Annotated in this window: 15 protein-coding genes; 11 read left to right on the top strand and 4 right to left on the bottom strand. The window is 60.5% G+C overall.

The window, feature by feature from the left end; all coding sequences use genetic code 11:
* Nucleotides 1-618: 618 nt before the first annotated feature.
* Genes EEB11_RS17095 through EEB11_RS17110 form a run of 4 tightly spaced genes read right to left on the bottom strand, consistent with a single transcriptional unit; the run spans nt 619 to nt 5,334 of the window.
* Nucleotides 619-1,839: an alpha/beta fold hydrolase gene (locus EEB11_RS17095; protein ID WP_135433440.1), complete on the bottom strand. Its 1,221-nt coding sequence runs from the start codon at nt 1,837-1,839 to the stop codon at nt 619-621.
* On the bottom strand, nt 1,830-2,822 hold the full coding sequence (locus EEB11_RS17100; protein ID WP_135433442.1) for an alpha-ketoacid dehydrogenase subunit beta: 993 nt from the start codon (nt 2,820-2,822) through the stop codon (nt 1,830-1,832). The genes EEB11_RS17095 and EEB11_RS17100 overlap by 10 nt, the downstream gene beginning before the upstream one ends.
* Nucleotides 2,819-3,844 (bottom strand): thiamine pyrophosphate-dependent dehydrogenase E1 component subunit alpha, encoded by a 1,026-nt coding sequence (locus tag EEB11_RS17105; protein WP_135433444.1) that lies wholly within the window; start codon nt 3,842-3,844, stop codon nt 2,819-2,821. The genes EEB11_RS17100 and EEB11_RS17105 overlap by 4 nt, the downstream gene beginning before the upstream one ends.
* Nucleotides 3,841-5,334, bottom strand: coding sequence for an FGGY-family carbohydrate kinase (locus tag EEB11_RS17110; protein WP_135433446.1), 1,494 nt, complete (start codon nt 5,332-5,334; stop codon nt 3,841-3,843). The genes EEB11_RS17105 and EEB11_RS17110 overlap by 4 nt, the downstream gene beginning before the upstream one ends.
* A gap of 131 nt (nt 5,335-5,465) precedes the next feature.
* Here EEB11_RS17110 and EEB11_RS17115 point away from each other — a divergent pair, with 131 nt between their 5' ends.
* The 11 genes from EEB11_RS17115 to mtnA all read left to right on the top strand — a co-directional run bounded on the left by EEB11_RS17115 (nt 5,466) and on the right by mtnA (nt 16,072).
* Nucleotides 5,466-6,443, top strand: a complete 978-nt coding sequence (locus tag EEB11_RS17115) for a sugar-binding transcriptional regulator (RefSeq protein ID WP_135433448.1) — start codon at nt 5,466-5,468, stop codon at nt 6,441-6,443.
* Between the two features lie 74 nt (nt 6,444-6,517).
* Complete coding sequence (locus EEB11_RS17120; protein WP_167852785.1) at nt 6,518-7,399, top strand: NAD(P)-dependent oxidoreductase; 882 nt, start codon at nt 6,518-6,520, stop codon at nt 7,397-7,399.
* Nucleotides 7,400-7,523: 124 nt separating this feature from the next.
* Nucleotides 7,524-8,228, top strand: coding sequence for an ATP-binding cassette domain-containing protein (locus EEB11_RS17125; RefSeq protein ID WP_245298968.1), 705 nt, complete (start codon nt 7,524-7,526; stop codon nt 8,226-8,228).
* Nucleotides 8,229-8,243: 15 nt separating this feature from the next.
* Nucleotides 8,244-9,263 carry an ABC transporter permease gene (locus EEB11_RS17130; protein WP_135433454.1) on the top strand — a complete coding sequence of 340 codons (1,020 nt, stop codon included), beginning with the start codon at nt 8,244-8,246 and terminating at the stop codon, nt 9,261-9,263.
* A 97-nt stretch (nt 9,264-9,360) separates the two neighbouring features.
* Nucleotides 9,361-10,497: a substrate-binding domain-containing protein gene (locus EEB11_RS17135; RefSeq protein ID WP_167852786.1), complete on the top strand. Its 1,137-nt coding sequence runs from the start codon at nt 9,361-9,363 to the stop codon at nt 10,495-10,497.
* A gap of 57 nt (nt 10,498-10,554) precedes the next feature.
* Entirely contained in the window at nt 10,555-11,547 is a 993-nt protein-coding gene (locus EEB11_RS17140; protein ID WP_135433458.1) for a dihydroxyacetone kinase subunit DhaK, read from the top strand.
* A 1-nt stretch (nt 11,548) separates the two neighbouring features.
* Nucleotides 11,549-12,154, top strand: coding sequence for a dihydroxyacetone kinase subunit L (locus tag EEB11_RS17145; RefSeq protein WP_135433460.1), 606 nt, complete (start codon nt 11,549-11,551; stop codon nt 12,152-12,154).
* Nucleotides 12,155-12,250: 96 nt separating this feature from the next.
* A complete protein-coding gene (locus EEB11_RS17150; protein ID WP_135433462.1) occupies nt 12,251-13,099 on the top strand; it encodes a sugar phosphate isomerase/epimerase family protein in 849 nt (282 codons plus the stop codon).
* The gene (locus tag EEB11_RS17155) at nt 13,099-13,728 is read left to right on the top strand and encodes a nucleoside triphosphate hydrolase (RefSeq protein ID WP_135433464.1); all 630 of its coding nucleotides are present in this window, start codon (nt 13,099-13,101) and stop codon (nt 13,726-13,728) included. The genes EEB11_RS17150 and EEB11_RS17155 overlap by 1 nt, the downstream gene beginning before the upstream one ends.
* Complete coding sequence (gene mtnK, locus EEB11_RS17160) at nt 13,725-14,984, top strand: S-methyl-5-thioribose kinase (protein ID WP_135433466.1); 1,260 nt, start codon at nt 13,725-13,727, stop codon at nt 14,982-14,984. The genes EEB11_RS17155 and mtnK overlap by 4 nt, the downstream gene beginning before the upstream one ends.
* Nucleotides 14,981-16,072 (top strand): S-methyl-5-thioribose-1-phosphate isomerase, encoded by a 1,092-nt coding sequence (gene mtnA / locus EEB11_RS17165; RefSeq protein WP_135433468.1) that lies wholly within the window; start codon nt 14,981-14,983, stop codon nt 16,070-16,072. The genes mtnK and mtnA overlap by 4 nt, the downstream gene beginning before the upstream one ends.
* Nucleotides 16,073-16,074 lie beyond the last annotated feature (2 nt).

Consider the following 16,074-nt stretch of genomic DNA (forward strand, 5'->3'; position numbering starts at 1 on the left):
GCCCTTTCGCAGCCAGTCGGGTGAGCGCGATACCTTGGAGGAATCACCAATGAGTGCGACGTCAATCTCCGTCGCACGCTCTGCTAGGTGCCAGCGTGATAATGCACTGGCGGCAAGCCATTCGGCTGAGAACGCGAGGCCAAGGTTGCACGCCGTCTTGGTGTCAAGCGAGCCAAGCCGGACATGGCGCAGTACATTGCGGTGAACATCGGATGTGGGTCGATGTGGCCAACTTCCGAACCGAAATGCCTGCGTCCAGTGCGGCCAGATGCACGGGCGCTAATCCGTTGCCTGCCCGCCCGCAAGTTTTCGAGGTCTCTCAGGGCCACGGTGGCGAAGATGTCGTGGTTCGAACCGTTGCCGATCCATATTCAGATGTACAAGAACATGACAGCACAGCGTTTCAGAAAACTGGACGCCGCGGCTCTGCGCGCGAAGGCGCATACGCTGATTGGCTTGACTGACACGTTCAAGCTATTGGACCCTGATATCAGGCCAAGTTGGCTTCCAGCGCGGCCTTGTTGATGTTGATTGACTTACTGACCGCCGACCGTCCTATCCAAATAGCTTTAACCAAATCTAACACATGTTGATGTGATCGCATTTGGCTTTCGAAAATTAACCAAAAAGCATCTCCTCGACGATGGCCTCAGCACCCAAGTGTGGCAAATGCCCTGCGCCAGCGCGCAGATGGATGGCCGCGCGAACCGGCAGGCGCGCGCTGTCCTGCCAGTCAAGCACGGCGTCTGCGGTGCCGAAAAGCGCTCGGACCGGCGTGGCGATGGCGTCAAGCTCGTCGGCGATGTCGATCTGCTGCACTCCGCCAGTAGACAATTCCCGTGCAAGAGCCAGCTGCGATGCCCGGTGCTTGCGCAGCATCGCAAGTTCCAGACCCAGCGCAGCATCCGAAATCGGCCCCGCCCCGAGTATGGACATGCCACGCCGCAGCGCCGCCGGGGTCTCGGCATTGCATAGAATGTCGAGGAAAAGCTGGTTCATCCGTGGCCCCAGCCCCGCAGGGGCCAAAAGCACGAGCCGCTTTACCCGGTCGCCAAATCGGCACGCCAACCGAGTAGCAAGGATTGCTCCCATCGAGTGACCGACCAGATACAGATCACCGGTTGGCGCTGTGGCGTCGATCAGATCTGCAAGGCCGCCCTCGATCTGCGCAAGTCCAGAAGCATCCGGACTGTCGCCGTGCCCCGGGAGATCGGGTGCCAATACCTGCACGCCCGCCCGCGCAAGGCGGGCCGACAGCCCGACAAAGGCTGAACGTGTGGAAAATAGGCCATGCAGCAACAAGACTGTCCCCGCCTCCGCCCCGGCCGCTTGCCGGTCGCAAGCCATACCTGCGATGCGTGGTTTGACCTGTCGTGCTGTCTCCACATCTGCGCCCGTCACCCGACCACGGGGGCCTGTGCCTGCAACGGATTGGAGATCGAGCTTTGACCCTTGCGCCATCCGTCGCGCACGCGGGCTGGCGCGCAGGTTCGGACCGGCAGACGCCGCGGCGGTTGGCGGTTTCTTCGGAACGTCGACCACTGTAGGAATGGCCGGGAGTTCAGTCAGACCCTCTTTTGGCAGCAGTGCCGCTACTGTGTCGCTTTCAACCTCGGCAATCACTTGGCCGATCTCGACTATATCACCCGGGCCAACCAGATGCGCCCGCATCACGCCCGAAGCCAGCGCTGGAACCTCTACGACCGTCTTGTCGGTTTCCACTTCCAGCAAGACATCGCCACGAGCATAGGTCTGGCCGGGTGCAACGAGCCAATCGGTGACCCGAGCCTCTTCCATGGTTTCACCAAGGCGCGGCAGGGTCAGAACGGTCAGGCCCATTGCGGTGCCTCCCGCCGCACCAGCCAGCGTGCGGCGTCAGCGATCAGCCCTGCCGATGGGATTGACCCGCGCTCTAGTGCGGGTGAGACAGGGATCGGAATATCCTCACCGCCAATGCGCAGCACCGGTTCCTCAAGCCAATCGAAACACCGCTCGCCGATCCGTGCAGCGATGTCTGAGGCGACTGACCCGGTGACAACAGCCTCGGTTACAATCATGGCGCGACCCGTCCGCGCGACCGACGCAAAGATCATGGCATCGTCAAGAGGGTTGAGACAGCGCAGGTCAATCACCTCTGCCGTGATGCCCACATCAGCCAACGCCGCTGCCGCCGCCAGCGCCTCGTGCACCATTCGGGACCATGTCACAATCGTCAGGTCATCTCCGGCACGGCGCACCAGCGGCGCGCCCCACGGTGCCTCTGGTTCCGCTGTGATGTCGCCCTTCAGTGTGTACAGCCCCTTATGTTCGATGAAGACTACCGGGTCGGGCTGCTCCAGCGCTTGGCGCAACAGGTGATAGGCGTCAGAGACGCTGGCGGGCATGACAAGCCGTAGGCCCGGAACATGCAGCATCCATGCCTCAAGGCTTTGGGAATGTTGCGCCGCCGCCGACCGGCCCGTGCCGCCTTGCGTGCGCAACACCATGGGCACGCCGATCTGGCCCCCGAACATGTATCGGCTTTTCGCCGCCTGATTGGCCAGTTGGTCCATCGCCATGCCGATGAAATCGACATACATCAGCTCTGCAACAGGGCGTAGGCCGGTCATTGCCGCTCCGATGGCCGCACCTATGATTGCGGGTTCGGAAATCGGCGCATCCATGACACGATGCGCGCCAAACATGTCGATCAGACCCTTGGTCACGCCATAGGCACCACCGTAAAGCCCCACCTCCTCGCCCAAAAGGATAATGTCGGAGTCTGCCTGCATGCCGTCGATCAAGGCCTGACGAAGCGCCTCTCGATAGGTGGTCTGAGTCATGGGGCGGCCTCATACAAGATCGCGCGCAGGCGGTCGGCCTGGGCAAAGGGAGCGGGGGTGCCGGGGGCGTAGACGTCCTCAAACATCGTCTGCATTCCGGGCGCGGGTGCCGCGATAGCAGAAGCAAGGGCGGCGTCCATTTCGGTGGCGGCCTCGGCGTCGATACGGTCAAGGTCGGCAGGGCTGACCTGATCTTCGGCATCAAGGGTGGCGCGGGCACGGGCAACGGGATCGCGCAAGCGCCCTTCGGCCTCTTCCTCGGGAGTTCGGTACGGGCTTTTGTCCATGCGGGCATGGCCAAAAAAGCGGAAGGCCGAAATTTCAAGAAACCCGGGCTGCCCGCTGCGCGCGCTTGCCATCAATGTATGAGCCGCCTGATAAACGCTTTCAACATCCGCGCCATCCACCGTTTCGCCCGCAAGACCAAAGGCCCGTGCGCGTTCGGCAAAGGCTACCCGCCCTGCCGAACGGTCAACCCGCGTGCCCATGCCATACTGATTATTGATACAGCAAAACAGCACCGGCAGATGCCACAGGGCCGCCATGTTCATCGACTCGTAGAGGATGCCTTGCGACATCGCCCCGTCGCCAAAGAATGCGACCGAGACATGATCCTGCCTACGGTTCCGGGCAGTGATGCCCGCGCCAACCACATGAGGGATACCACCGCCGACAATGGCATTGGCCCCAAGATGCCCCAGCGCACGGTCAGCGATGTGCATCGACCCCCCCTTACCGCGGCAATAGCCGGTTTCCTTGCCTGCGATCTCGGCCATCATCCGGGCAGGGTCTGCCCCCCGGCCCAAAAAGACCCCATGCCCACGGTGGTGGGTGGTAAAGGTATCGCCAGCGCGCATCAGATCGGTCAGGCCCACTACGCCTTCTTCCCCGATCGACAGGTGCAGCATTGACCCTGCACTTTCGCCCTTGAGGAATAATTCGCCCACCCGTTCCTCGAACGTCCGAATCCGTCGCATCATGCGATATCGGGCGACGGCGCCGCTGTTTGTTCTTTCGGTCATTGGACCTCTCGCAGGGGTTTTAGCGCATCATAGGCTGCGCGATATCGGTCATAGATCGGGGCATAGGCGGCATGGGCCGCAGCATCGGGTGTGATCGTGCGTGCGACGCGCACCATAGCGGCGCAGCCATCCTCGATACAGTCAAAGCGGCCTGCCCCTGTTGCGGCCAAAATTGCCGAACCAAGGGCGCAGGCCTCGGTTTCTTGGGTCAGAGTCAAAGGCACGCCCAAGGTATCGGCATGGACCTGCAACCAAAATTCCGACCGTGTTGCCCCACCTGCAACGACAATCCGGCGCGGCTCGAAAGCATCACCGAAGCTGTCCACGATCATTCGTGTGCCAAAACAGACCGATTCCACCAGCGCGCGATAAATATGGGCAGGCGTGTGTTTCAGAGTCAGGCCGGTGATCGCCCCCCGTGCCAGCGCGTCTGTATGCGGTGTGCGGTTGCCTTGGAAATGATCAACAGCCAGCAACCCCTCGGCACCCGGCTGCAAGGCGGCGGCGGTTGCGTTCAGGGTATCAAAGTCCATATGCTCTGCAAAATTCCTTTTGAACCAGGCGATGACCGATCCGGTTGAGGTCTGCCCACCCTCGATCACTTGCTTTCCTGGATAAACGCAATCGGAATAGGTGCCCCAGACACCGCGTGCATGTGCTGGGCGCAATGCGATGCCAAGGTGCAAATGGCTGGACCCGGTGATCAGTGCCAAGTCGCCGGGTTCGTTTACCCCAAGCCCGATCATTCCAATAAAGGCATCTGCCCCCCCCTGAACGACCAATGTACCCACCCGAAGGCCAAGATGCGCAGCGGCCTGCGCCGAGAGTCCATCAATTACCTCCCCGGGGCCTACGATGGTCGCCGGCCATTTGGCCATCAGATCGGCCAGATCCAGCCGCGCAAGCATCTGCGCGGGCCAACCGCCATGGTCTCTTTGCCAGTGCCAGCGCATCGAGATGTTGTTGCGCGACGCACACCAGCGACCCGTCAGTCGGTAATTCAACCAGTCCTGATACTCGCATATCCGGTCTGCGCGGGCATAGATTTCCGGCTGATGTCGCTTGATCCACAGCGCCTTTGGGATCATCCATTCCGGACTGACCGGGCCGCCTCCCCCACCATTGATCCGTAAGGCCGGATCGCCGCAGGCAGCCACCTCATCCGCTTCTCGGTGTGCGCGCACGTCCATCCACAACAACGCGGAGCGCAGCGGCATGCCATCGGCCGTGCAGGCCACCACGGTGCAGGATGTCGTGTCCGCAGCCAGCGCAATAATCTGATCCGCCCCGACGCTTGCGGCGGCAAGGGCCGCCCTTACCGCGTCTGCCGCCGCCTGCCACCAATCGTCAGGCGCCTGCTCCGCCTGCGCAGGGGCGGGGTATTGGGTGGCATAGCTGGCCTTTCCGATGCCGATTGACCGACCATCCAGATCAACGACATGCGCCCTCAACCCTTCGGTGCCGCCATCTATCCCGATCACGTATCCCATGACACGCCTCTCTGTCGCCGCAGGTGCAATGCTGCATTGCAATATTGTGCAGTCTACGCACAAATGTAAATTTATTCATTGACCGGCGAATTAGTCAATAGTTAGATGCAGTCGACAATTGGTGAATCTCAATGTTTGCACCCAATCCGAATACCGATGATTTGGCGCGCGTCGCGTGGTTGTACCACGTTGGCCAGATGAGCCAGGAAGATGTCAGCCAAGCGCTTGGCATCTCACGATTCAAGGTGTTGCGTATGCTGGCCGAGGCGCGGGATCGTGGAATCGTTCGGGTAAGCGTCCAACACGAGATCAGCGAGACCCTTACCTTGGCCGACCGCCTTAAACAGGTTTGGGGCATGACCGAGGTGATGGTCGCGCCAATGCCTGCGGGCCTTCCTCCGGGGGCTGAAACTTCGGACTTTGCCCGGCGCGCCGTTGGAATTCTGGCTGCTGGCTTTCTGAAGCGGATCGGACGTGGTGGACAGGCCGTTACCATTGGCATGGGCTGGGGCTGGACACTTGCGGCGATGGCACGCGCCGTGGCAGACCTGCACAACCCGAACCTGCGCTTTGTGTCGCTGATGGGATCGATGACGCAAACGTCGGACTCCTCGCCCTTTGATGTTTGCACCAACCTTGCGGCCCTGACCGGAGGCAGTGCGATGTTCCTGCCTGCGCCTTTTATGGCCGACGACGAAGATGCTTGCCGCCTGATCCTGTCGCAGCGGCTTGTGCGAGAAACCCTCGCCGTGGCGCAGCAGGCCGATTATGCGATTGTAAGCGTAGGGGAATGTCAACCTGGCGCGCTGCTGTTCTCGTCATCCGTGCTGACGGCAGAGGATCGGTCCGAGTTGCAGATGGCAGGGGCGGTGGCAGATACTACGGGGCGATTTTTTCGCGCTGACGGCACGTTGGCCGACACTCGCCTGAACCACCGAGCACCGGCGATAGCGTATGACGACTTGCGTCGGTGCGATGTGGTGCTTTTGTGTGCCGGTACGGAGAAACTCGTGGCCACGCGCGCGGTCCTTCGGGCCGGTTTCGTGCGCCGGCTGATCATTGACCAGAAGCTGGCCGAAAGCCTGATCTCCAGCGAAGGCGCACAATAGACAATTGACATAAATGTCTGACAATTGTCGAAATGTACGCCAACGGCGGTCAGGAATCGGAAAGGGGGAAATTTATGACACGGATTGCGCATCTTGGGTTGGGGATCATGGGGCGCGGTATGGTGCGCAACCTGCGCGTTGGCGGGCATGACGTTACGGGATGGAACCGCTCGGCCCCAGACCTGCCATCAGAGCTTCTTGATCTTTCGCTTGCCCCCAGCATTTCGGCTGCAGTGACCGCTAAAGATGTGGTGACGATCTGCCTGACGGGTCCGGATGCTCAGCGGGCGGTTCTGATGGGTGACGACGGCGTGCTCTGCCATGCGCCCGTAGGGACGCTGATCATCGACGCGACAACCACCGACCCCGAGCTTGCGCGCGAAATTGGTGCCGCTGCCGCAGACCGCGGGCTGCGCTATGTTGATGCGCCGGTTTTCGGTTCACGCGGCGAGGCATGGGACGGACGGCTTGATTTCATCTGTGGCGGGTCGGAAAAAGATGTTGCTGACGCCCGCCCGGTGCTGGAGTCTATGGCCGCTACAATCCATCATCTTGGGCCGGTGGGCGCGGGCGCGGCAGCAAAGCTAGTGGGTAACCTGTTGGTCGCGGCACAGCTTGTCTCTTTGGGAGAAGCACTGGCACTGGCCCGGAAGTCGGGCCTGCCTGATGCAGCGCTTATGGGGTTTCTGGATGTGACCGACTATTCCTCGGCCCTGATCCGGGGGGTGGGGCGCAACACCCTTGCGGGCGATTTCAGTCCTCATTTTTATCTTCGCCACATGCTGAAGGACGCACGTCTGATCACCGATCACGCGCATCGTCTTGGGGTGTCGGTACCAATGACAGCCGCAGCTGCCGAGCAGTTTCAGGCCGCTGTTAATCACGGGCATGGCGACCTGAATGCCTCGGGTCTGCATGTGACGCAATTCGCGAACGCGGGTCTGGAAAAACCCTGACCCAAAGTCGCACGCAGGGAGGCGTGCGACCCACCAACGACAGGAGGATGATGTGCACTCAACCGGAGAACCGATCCTACAAATGCGGGGAATCTCCAAATCCTTTGGTGGCCTAAGGGCGCTCATGGATGTGGATCTGGAATTATACCCCGGCGAGGTTCTCGCCATTGTAGGGGACAATGGTGCGGGGAAATCGACCCTGATCAAGGTCCTGACTGGCGTGTATCAAGCCGACAAGGGTGAGATCAGGATCGACGGAAAGACTGTTCAGGTCCGCTCACGCCGTGACAGCATCGATGCCGGCATTGCCGCCGTGTACCAGAACCTCGGACTTGTTGATTCGCTGCCCGCCCCCGAAAACGTCTTTCTGGGAGTTGAACCAATCAAACGCATCTTCGGGCTGCCTTTCATCGATAACCGTGAAATGCGCGAACGCACCATTGCCATTCTGCGCGACCGTGTTGGCGTGTCCCTACCCAACGTCGATGAGCCTACGCGTAACTTTTCCGGCGGTCAGCGGCAAGCGGTGGCGATTGCGCGCGCGATCAACGCCGCCGAACTGAAGGTGCTGGTAATGGACGAACCCACTGCCGCACTGGGCCCTGAGGAGACGCGCAACACGCTCAACCTTATCCGCGCGGTCAAAGAGCGCGGCACCTCGATCATTCTGATTTCCCATAATCTTGATCATGTCTTCAAGGTCGCAGATCGCGTGCAGGTAATGCGCGGCGGGCGCAAGGCGGGCGTGGCTGTGGTGGCCAATTCCACCCGCCGAGACGTGCTGGGCATGATCGTCGGCACCGATGTCGACGAAGACGCGCATGTGTGAGGTCGGAGGAAAAAGATGACCATGACAACCACCATTCCCGCTGACAAGAACGCAGGCCGCAAGGTCGCACTGCCTTGGTATGAACGCTACATAAACATTGTCGGACCATTGGTCATGATCATTGCGTTGGTGATCGCCATGCTGATCTTCGAACGGCGATATTTCGAATTCCAGAACATGATGATCATTCTTCAGGATGCTGCCATCTTCATGGTGCTGGGCATGGCTATGACCATCGTCATAACCGGCAAGGGAATCGACCTGTCCATTGGTGCGGTGGCGGCGCTTTCTGCTGTGATCATGGCGATGCTCATCAAGGATCAAGGCTGGCCTGTCTATCCGGCCATGCTTGCCGGGGTGGTTGTCGGCCTCACTTGTGGCACTATCAACGGGCTGGTGATCACCCGACTGAACGTGCCTGACCTGCTCGCGACATTGGCGATGGACCAGATCTACCGCGGCATCGGTCTTGTGCTGGCAGCCGGCGCGGTTCTGGCGCGATTCCCCGAACCGATCCCTTTTCTAGGCCGTGGCCGGGCTTTTGATCTTATCCCCACGGCCGCCATCGTGGGGCTAATATTCCTTGCCTTGGGATTTGTGCTTTACCGCTACACTTGGCTTGGCCGCTATGCCATCGCCATCGGCGGAAACCGCGAGGCGGCAGTGCTGACCGGCATCAACATCCGCCGGCAGAAGGTTTATCATTATATGCTGATGGGCACCTGTGCCGCGATTGCGGGCATCCTGCTGACTGGCCGCCTCAACGCCATCCAGGCCACCGCAGGGATGGGGTTTGCGCTCCATACAATTGCGGCAGTTGTTGTGGGGGGAACGGCGCTTTTTGGTGGCCGCGGGTCGATGTTTGGTACCTTGGTCGGCGTGCTGCTGCTTGCCATGGTGACGAATGCGCTGGTGATGTTGCGGTTCCAGTTTTTCTGGCAGCTCGTTGCTTCGGGGATCATCATCATCGCATCTATCGGTTTCTATTCCTACCTTCAGCGCCGGGGGAATTCCGACGCCAAGGGGGATGACTGACGCGGGAGAGGGAGGAGCCTTGCCCGCCCCGCCGACCCGGCTGACCCCGGACCGGCACACCGAACCAGAAACGGGAGGAAAACCAAAAATGAACGGAATGACCAAACTTGCGACCGGTGCCTCGGCACTGGCGATCGGCCTGATGCTGGCAGGAACTCTGTCGGCTCAGACACTACCCTTGAAACCACTGCCGGATGATGCTGACCGCTATTTCTGGTGGTATCATCAGGTGCAAACCGACGAAGTTCTGTCCAACATGCAGGAAATTGTCGGCAAGCCAGCCACCGCCATGGCAAGCCCGCCCACCGCACCAATCAAAATCGCGGTGATCTATCCTAGCCAGGATGTGTCGGATTTCTGGCTGCGCAGCTACCTGTCGATGGAGGCGCGTTTGAACGAAATGGGCCTTCCGTTCGAGGCGGTTCAATACGCGTCGAACATGGGCGACTTTCTGCTGCAATCCACTTACGCTGAACAGGCTGCGCGCGAGGATTTCCAATACGTGATCTTTGGCCCGTCAGAGCTTCAGGCGCAACAAGACGACATCAAGCATCTCATGGATGCGGGCAAGAAAGTCATCGTGCTGAATTATGACACCCCAATCCAAGAATGGGGCGATGACCAGCCGATGATGTACACGACGTTCAGCCATCTTTTTGGAGCGCTGAACATCTGTAACTGGGTAGTGGAAAACCTTGGCACCGAAGGCACCTATGCCATGATTCGGGGCATCGTTGGGGGCATCGACGACCAGCGCTCAGGCGGGTTCCGCGATTGTTTGGCGGAAAAGTCGAACTGGAAATTGGCCTATGAACACTATGGCGAGTTCCAGCGCGAAGGCGGCTTCAATGGTGCGCAGCTGATCACATCGGCCTATCCCGAGGTGACACTGATCCATAACGCCAACACCGCTATGGCCATGGGTGCAATCTCGGCAGTTCAGGCAGCAGGGATTGGCGACAAGGTCGGTGTCACCGCGTGGGGCGGCACGGGCGACGAGATCGACGCGCTGAAAAACGGCGAGTTGCTGGCAACCCCGATGCGCATGTCAGACGATGTCGGTGTGGCCATGGCTGAGGCGATCCGCGCTGATATCGAAGGGCGTACGGCGGATATCCCACTCGTGTTCCTTGGCCGGATCGACATCGTCTCGGGCAAGTCCACGCCCGAAGACGTGGAGGCCAAGGCCAACGAGGCCTTCCGCTACACCGGGCGCAACACGCTGGAACGCTAAAGCCAGCTCCGGGCGCCCTTGGTGGGGCGCCCGGGTTTTTAGATGTGGGGAAAGACCATGAAAAAGGTTCTCAACGACCCGTTTGCCTATGTCGATGAAATGCTGGCCGGCTTGTGCGCCGCACATCCTGAATACTACCGCCAGACCGGCGATCAGGGGCGCGTGATCGCACGGGCGCTCCCCATCCGTTCGGGCAAGGTCGGCATCGTGTCGGGTGGCGGCTCGGGGCATCTGCCAGTTTTTACCGGCTATGTCGGTCCCGGCCTGCTTGACGCCTGCGCCATCGGTGATGTGTTCGCCAGCCCTTCGGTCGATCAGATGGCGGACGCCATGCGCGCGGCAAACGGTGGGGCCGGTGTGCTCCGGCTGTATGGTAATTATGGCGGCGACATCATGAATTTCGACATGGCCGGCGACATTGTCGAGATGGAAGATATCACCTGTTCCACGGTCGTTCTTGCGGATGATGTGGCCTCGGCAAAATCGGATGAGGCCGAAAAGCGCCGGGGGGTCGCAGGCATGGTCTATGCCTTCAAGATCGCCGGCGCTGCGGCCGAAGCCGGGCTGGACCTTGCCGGCGTCACCGACGCAGCGCAGCGCGCAGCAAATGCCTGCCGGTCGGTTGGCTTTGCGCTGTCGTCGTGCACCGTGCCGCAGGCGGGCAGACCCACATTTCAGATCGACGAGGGCGATATGGAAATGGGCATGGGCATCCACGGCGAACCTGGTGTCTGGCGAGGTCCCCTGCGCAAGGCCGATGTGATTGCCGAAGAAATGATGGATATTCTTTTGGCTGATCGTGCGTTTTCAGGCCGCGTTTCGGTCATGGTCAATAGCCTTGGGGCCACCCCCCCCGAAGAGCTTTACATCCTTTATCGCATCGTTAAGGCAAGGCTGGAGGCCGCAGGGGCACAGATTGTCATGCCCCTGATCGGCCGATATGCCACATCAATGGAAATGTCTGGCGCGTCAATCACGCTTTGCCAGCTGGATGATCATCTTGAGCGTTGGCTGTGCGCGCCCTGCGATTGCGCGTTCTGGAAGGTCTGACATGCTGACCCGTGACAGCCTTGCCGCTGGCCTTGCCCGCCTTGCTAATCACATGGACAGCGTGGCGGATGAGCTGAACGCGCTTGATGGCCAGCTTGGTGACGGTGATCTAGGCATCACCATGGTGCGGGGCGGGCGCGCGGTGCGAGATCTGCTATCTGACCTTCCCGTCGATCTGGGGCAGGCGCTGCTGCAAGTGGCACAGGCCTTTACCCGCACATCCGGATCAAGCTTCGGCACATTGACCGCTACCGGCCTTATGGCAGCGGCAAAAGCACTGAAGGGGCGAGAGGCTGCCGACTGGTCAGAAACCTCCGCCCTGCTGATGGCTGCATTCGAGGTGATGCGCATGCGAGGTAAGGCGGATCTTGGCGACAAGACGGTGCTGGACACGCTGCACGCAGCCGCAACCGCAACCGAAGGCCTGACCGACGCAGCCGAGATCCGCACCGCCGCGCTTACCGCAGTTATCGGCACCATGGACCGGATGCGCGGAAAGCATGCCCGCATCGGCCGCGCCCGCATTTTTGGTGAGAAATCCGTCGGCCTCGACGATCCGGGCATGCGGGCCTTTCTCCACATGCTCAGAGGCATTGCTCCGCCCTGAAATACCAATTTCTTAAATCGTCCTCGGTTGGTTCCAGGGGGGCGGACATTCTTCTGGTGCCATCCAAATCATATCCGTTTCGACAAAGGAAAAATCATGCAAGGCTTTGGCGTTCATACCAGCATGTGGACCATGAACTGGAACCGCGAAGGGGCCGAGCGCGCTATTGCCGGTGCTGTCCACTACAAAATGGACTTCATAGAAATTGCGCTTCTGACCCCGGAAAAGGTTGATACTCAGCACACACGCGCGCTGTTGGATGCAAACAATCTGCGCGCGGTCTGCTCGCTGGGTCTGCCAGAGGGGAAATGGCCCTCGGTCCACCCTGATGCCGCCATAGACCATCTTAGATTTGCGTTAGACAAGACCGCCGAGATGGGTTGCGAGGCGCTGACGGGAGTCACCTATGGCGGGATCGGACAGCGCACCGGGGTCTATCCGACGCGGGACGAATACGACAACATTGCCCGTGCGCTGGAAGCGGCGGCTAAACATGCCAAATCGCGGGGCGTGCTGTTCGGGATCGAGCCGGTGAACCGCTATGAAAATCACCTCCTGAACACCGGCCGCCAAGCGCGCGAGATGATTGAGCGGGTGGGCGCGGACAACATGTTCATCCACCTTGATACCTATCACATGAATATCGAGGAAAAGGGCGCTGGCAACGGTATTCTTGATGCGCGCGATTACATCAAATATATCCACCTGTCGGAATCCGATCGCGGCACGCCCGGCTGGGGCACCTGCGACTGGGACGAAATCTATGCAACCCTTGCCGCGATCGGCTTCAAGGGGGGGTTGGCGATGGAAAGCTTCATCAATATGCCGCCAGAGGTTGCCTTCGGCCTTGCGGTCTGGCGGCCGGTGGCAAAGGACTTCGAGGAAGTGATGAACAATGGCTTGCCCTTCTTGCGCGGCAAGGCGCGGCAATACGGGTTGATCTGATGGAAACGGATGCGCTTGCCAAACTTATTTTTGCACGTCTTGGTCACGGCCGGATGATCGTCGCCATTGCGGGCGCGCCGGGATCTGGCAAATCAACGCTGGCCGAGGCCCTTTGTGCTGCGCTTAACGACCAGCGCGCTGGTGCGGCGGCGGTGATGCCGATGGATGGCTATCACCTCGACAATGCCATCCTTGATGCGCGGGGCCTCCGGGCGCGCAAGGGCTCACCCCCTACATTTGACGTGGATGGTCTGGCGGGCGATCTGGCCCGCGTGCGCGCTGCAGACCGCCCAGTGATCCTGCCAGTGTTTGACCGCGAGCTAGATCTTGCCCGCGCCGGGGCACGAGAGGTGGGGCCAGAGGTCCCGGTGATCCTCATCGAAGGCAATTATCTACTGCTTGAACAGGCCCAATGGCGGGATCTGTCACCGCTGTTCGACATGACGGTGTTTCTGGATGTGCCCGAGGCCGAACTAGAACGCCGCCTGATCGACCGCTGGCTGCATTACGGCCTAGATGCAGAAGCAGCCCGCACCCGTGCGCTTGGCAATGATATTCCCAACGCACGACTGGTGGCGACCACATCCCGCGCTGCCGATATCACAATTAAACAAGAGGGTTCTGCATGATCGCCTATACCCCCTGCACTACCGAAAGCCTGCGCGCGCGTTTGGCGAATGTGCCCGCTGTGACCGAACGGCTCGGCACCGATTCCAGCGTCTGGGACGTGCGCGAGGTGGGCGACGGCAACCTGAACCTCGTCTTCATAGTCCAAAGCTTACAAGGCGCGCTGGTGGTCAAGCAGGCGCTGCCCTATGTGCGGCTGGTCGGGGACAGTTGGCCCCTACCGCTGAAACGGTCTGTCTTCGAATACAACGCCCTGATCCGCCATGCCCTCCGCGATCCGGGCCGGGTGCCCGAAATCTATCATTTTGACGAAGTCCAGGCGCTTGTCGTGATGCGCTATCTAAGTCCGCACGTGATCTTGCGCAAAAGCATCGTGACGGGGGTGCAACACCCGAACCTTGCCGCTGACATGGGGTTGTTTCTGGCGCGCACACTGTTTCGCGGGTCGAACCTGTCGTTGCCCGCACCGCAAGCCAAGGCTGATCTTGCGCTGTTTTCCGATAATGTTGCGTTAGCCGATATTACAGAAAACCTTGTGTTTTCAGATCCTTATTTCGATGCTGCCATGAACCGGCACACGCCGGGGCTGGACCCTTGGATTACGAAACTGCGCACTGATCGCGATATGAAAGTGGCCGCACAGGCGATGAAACATGCCTTTGTCAGCAAGAGCGAAACGCTGGTGCATGGCGACCTTCATTCCGGGTCGATCATGGTAACGGCCGAAGATACGCAGGTTATCGACCCTGAATTTGCCATCTACGGCCCATTTGGTTTTGATATCGGAATGCTGCTGGCGAACTTTTTGCTTGGGTATTTCGCGCAATCTGGACACGAAGCCACGCCCGGCGACCGTGCTGCCTATAGAAGTTGGCTTCTGAGTGTGACGCGCGACACATGGGGCGTGTTTGTCGCAGAGTTTTCCCGGCTGTGGCGAACCGAGCGAACTGGCATCCTCTATCAGCGCGCCCTTTTCGAGGATCAGGGCGATCCGCTGGCGTCTGAACAGGCGCTGCAAGATGTGTTGCGCGGTATATGGGTCGACGCCATGGGGTTTTGTGGTGTGGAAATGCACCGCCGCGTTCTTGGCCTTGCCCATGTCGAGGATTTGGAAAGCATCACGGATGACAGTCGTCGGCTGATTGCCGAACGGCGTGCTCTGGCATTGGGGCGGCACGTCACAATCAATCGCGCGATCATTACCATGGAGGGGCTGATTGCGCTCGCTGAACGGATCGAAGAGGAGGATCTGGCATGAAGGTCAACGGCATTCCCTACCGCTCGATCTGGACCACGCCAGAGGGCCGTGTGCAGATCATCGACCAAACCCGTCTGCCTCATGAATTTGTGATCGTCGATCTTGCAACAATGGACCAGGCGGCCATTGCCATTCGCGACATGTGGGTGCGGGGCGCGCCGTTGATCGGGGCGACGGCGGCCTGGGGCATGGCACTGGCGATGGCGGAAGACGCGTCAGACGCGGGATTGGCAAGGGCCTACGATGCCTTGATGGCCACACGGCCGACGGCCGTAAACCTGCGTTGGGCGCTGGAAGACGTGCGCGCACGGCTGGCGCCGCTGGCCCCATCGGCCCGCCAGGACGCTGCCAGCGCCCGCGCTGCTGCGATCTGCGACGAAGATGTCGAGATCAACCGCCGCATAGGTGAACAAGGCGTGGCGCTGATCGAGGCGATTGCGGCGCGCAAGTCCGGTCCGGTCAATATTCTGACCCATTGCAACGCGGGCTGGCTGGCCACGGTGGACTGGGGCACAGCCACCTCGCCCATCTATCACGCGGTCGAACGCGGGATTGATGTGCATGTCTGGGTGGACGAAACCCGCCCGCGAAATCAGGGAGCGCATCTCACGGCATGGGAGATGGCAGGTCACGGAATTCCGCATCATTTGATTGTCGACAACGCAGGCGGCCATCTGATGCAGCACGGGCAAGTTGACATGGTGATCGTGGGCACCGACCGGACTACGGCGCGCGGCGACGTCTGCAACAAGATCGGCACCTACCTCAAGGCGCTTGCGGCGCATGACAACGGCGTGCCGTTTTACGTGGCGCTACCCTCTCCCACCATCGATTGGCGCGTGCAAGACGGAGTGCGCGAGATCCCGATCGAAGAGCGTTCGGGCGATGAGGTATCGTTCGTGCAAGGTCGCGATGCGGCGGGGCAGGTCGGAATGGTGCGGATCAGCCCCGACGCCACTCCTGGCGCCAACCCAGCATTCGACGTAACGCCTGCCCGACTGGTCACTGGCCTGATCACGGAACGCGGCGTTGCCCCGGCAACGGCCGCGGGTCTGGCCGCGATGTTTCCGGATCAGGCCCCCTTATGACC

It is taken from the genome of Pseudotabrizicola sediminis (assembly GCF_004745575.1).
In the GTDB taxonomy this organism is placed as follows: Bacteria; Pseudomonadota; Alphaproteobacteria; order Rhodobacterales; family Rhodobacteraceae; genus Pseudotabrizicola; species Pseudotabrizicola sediminis.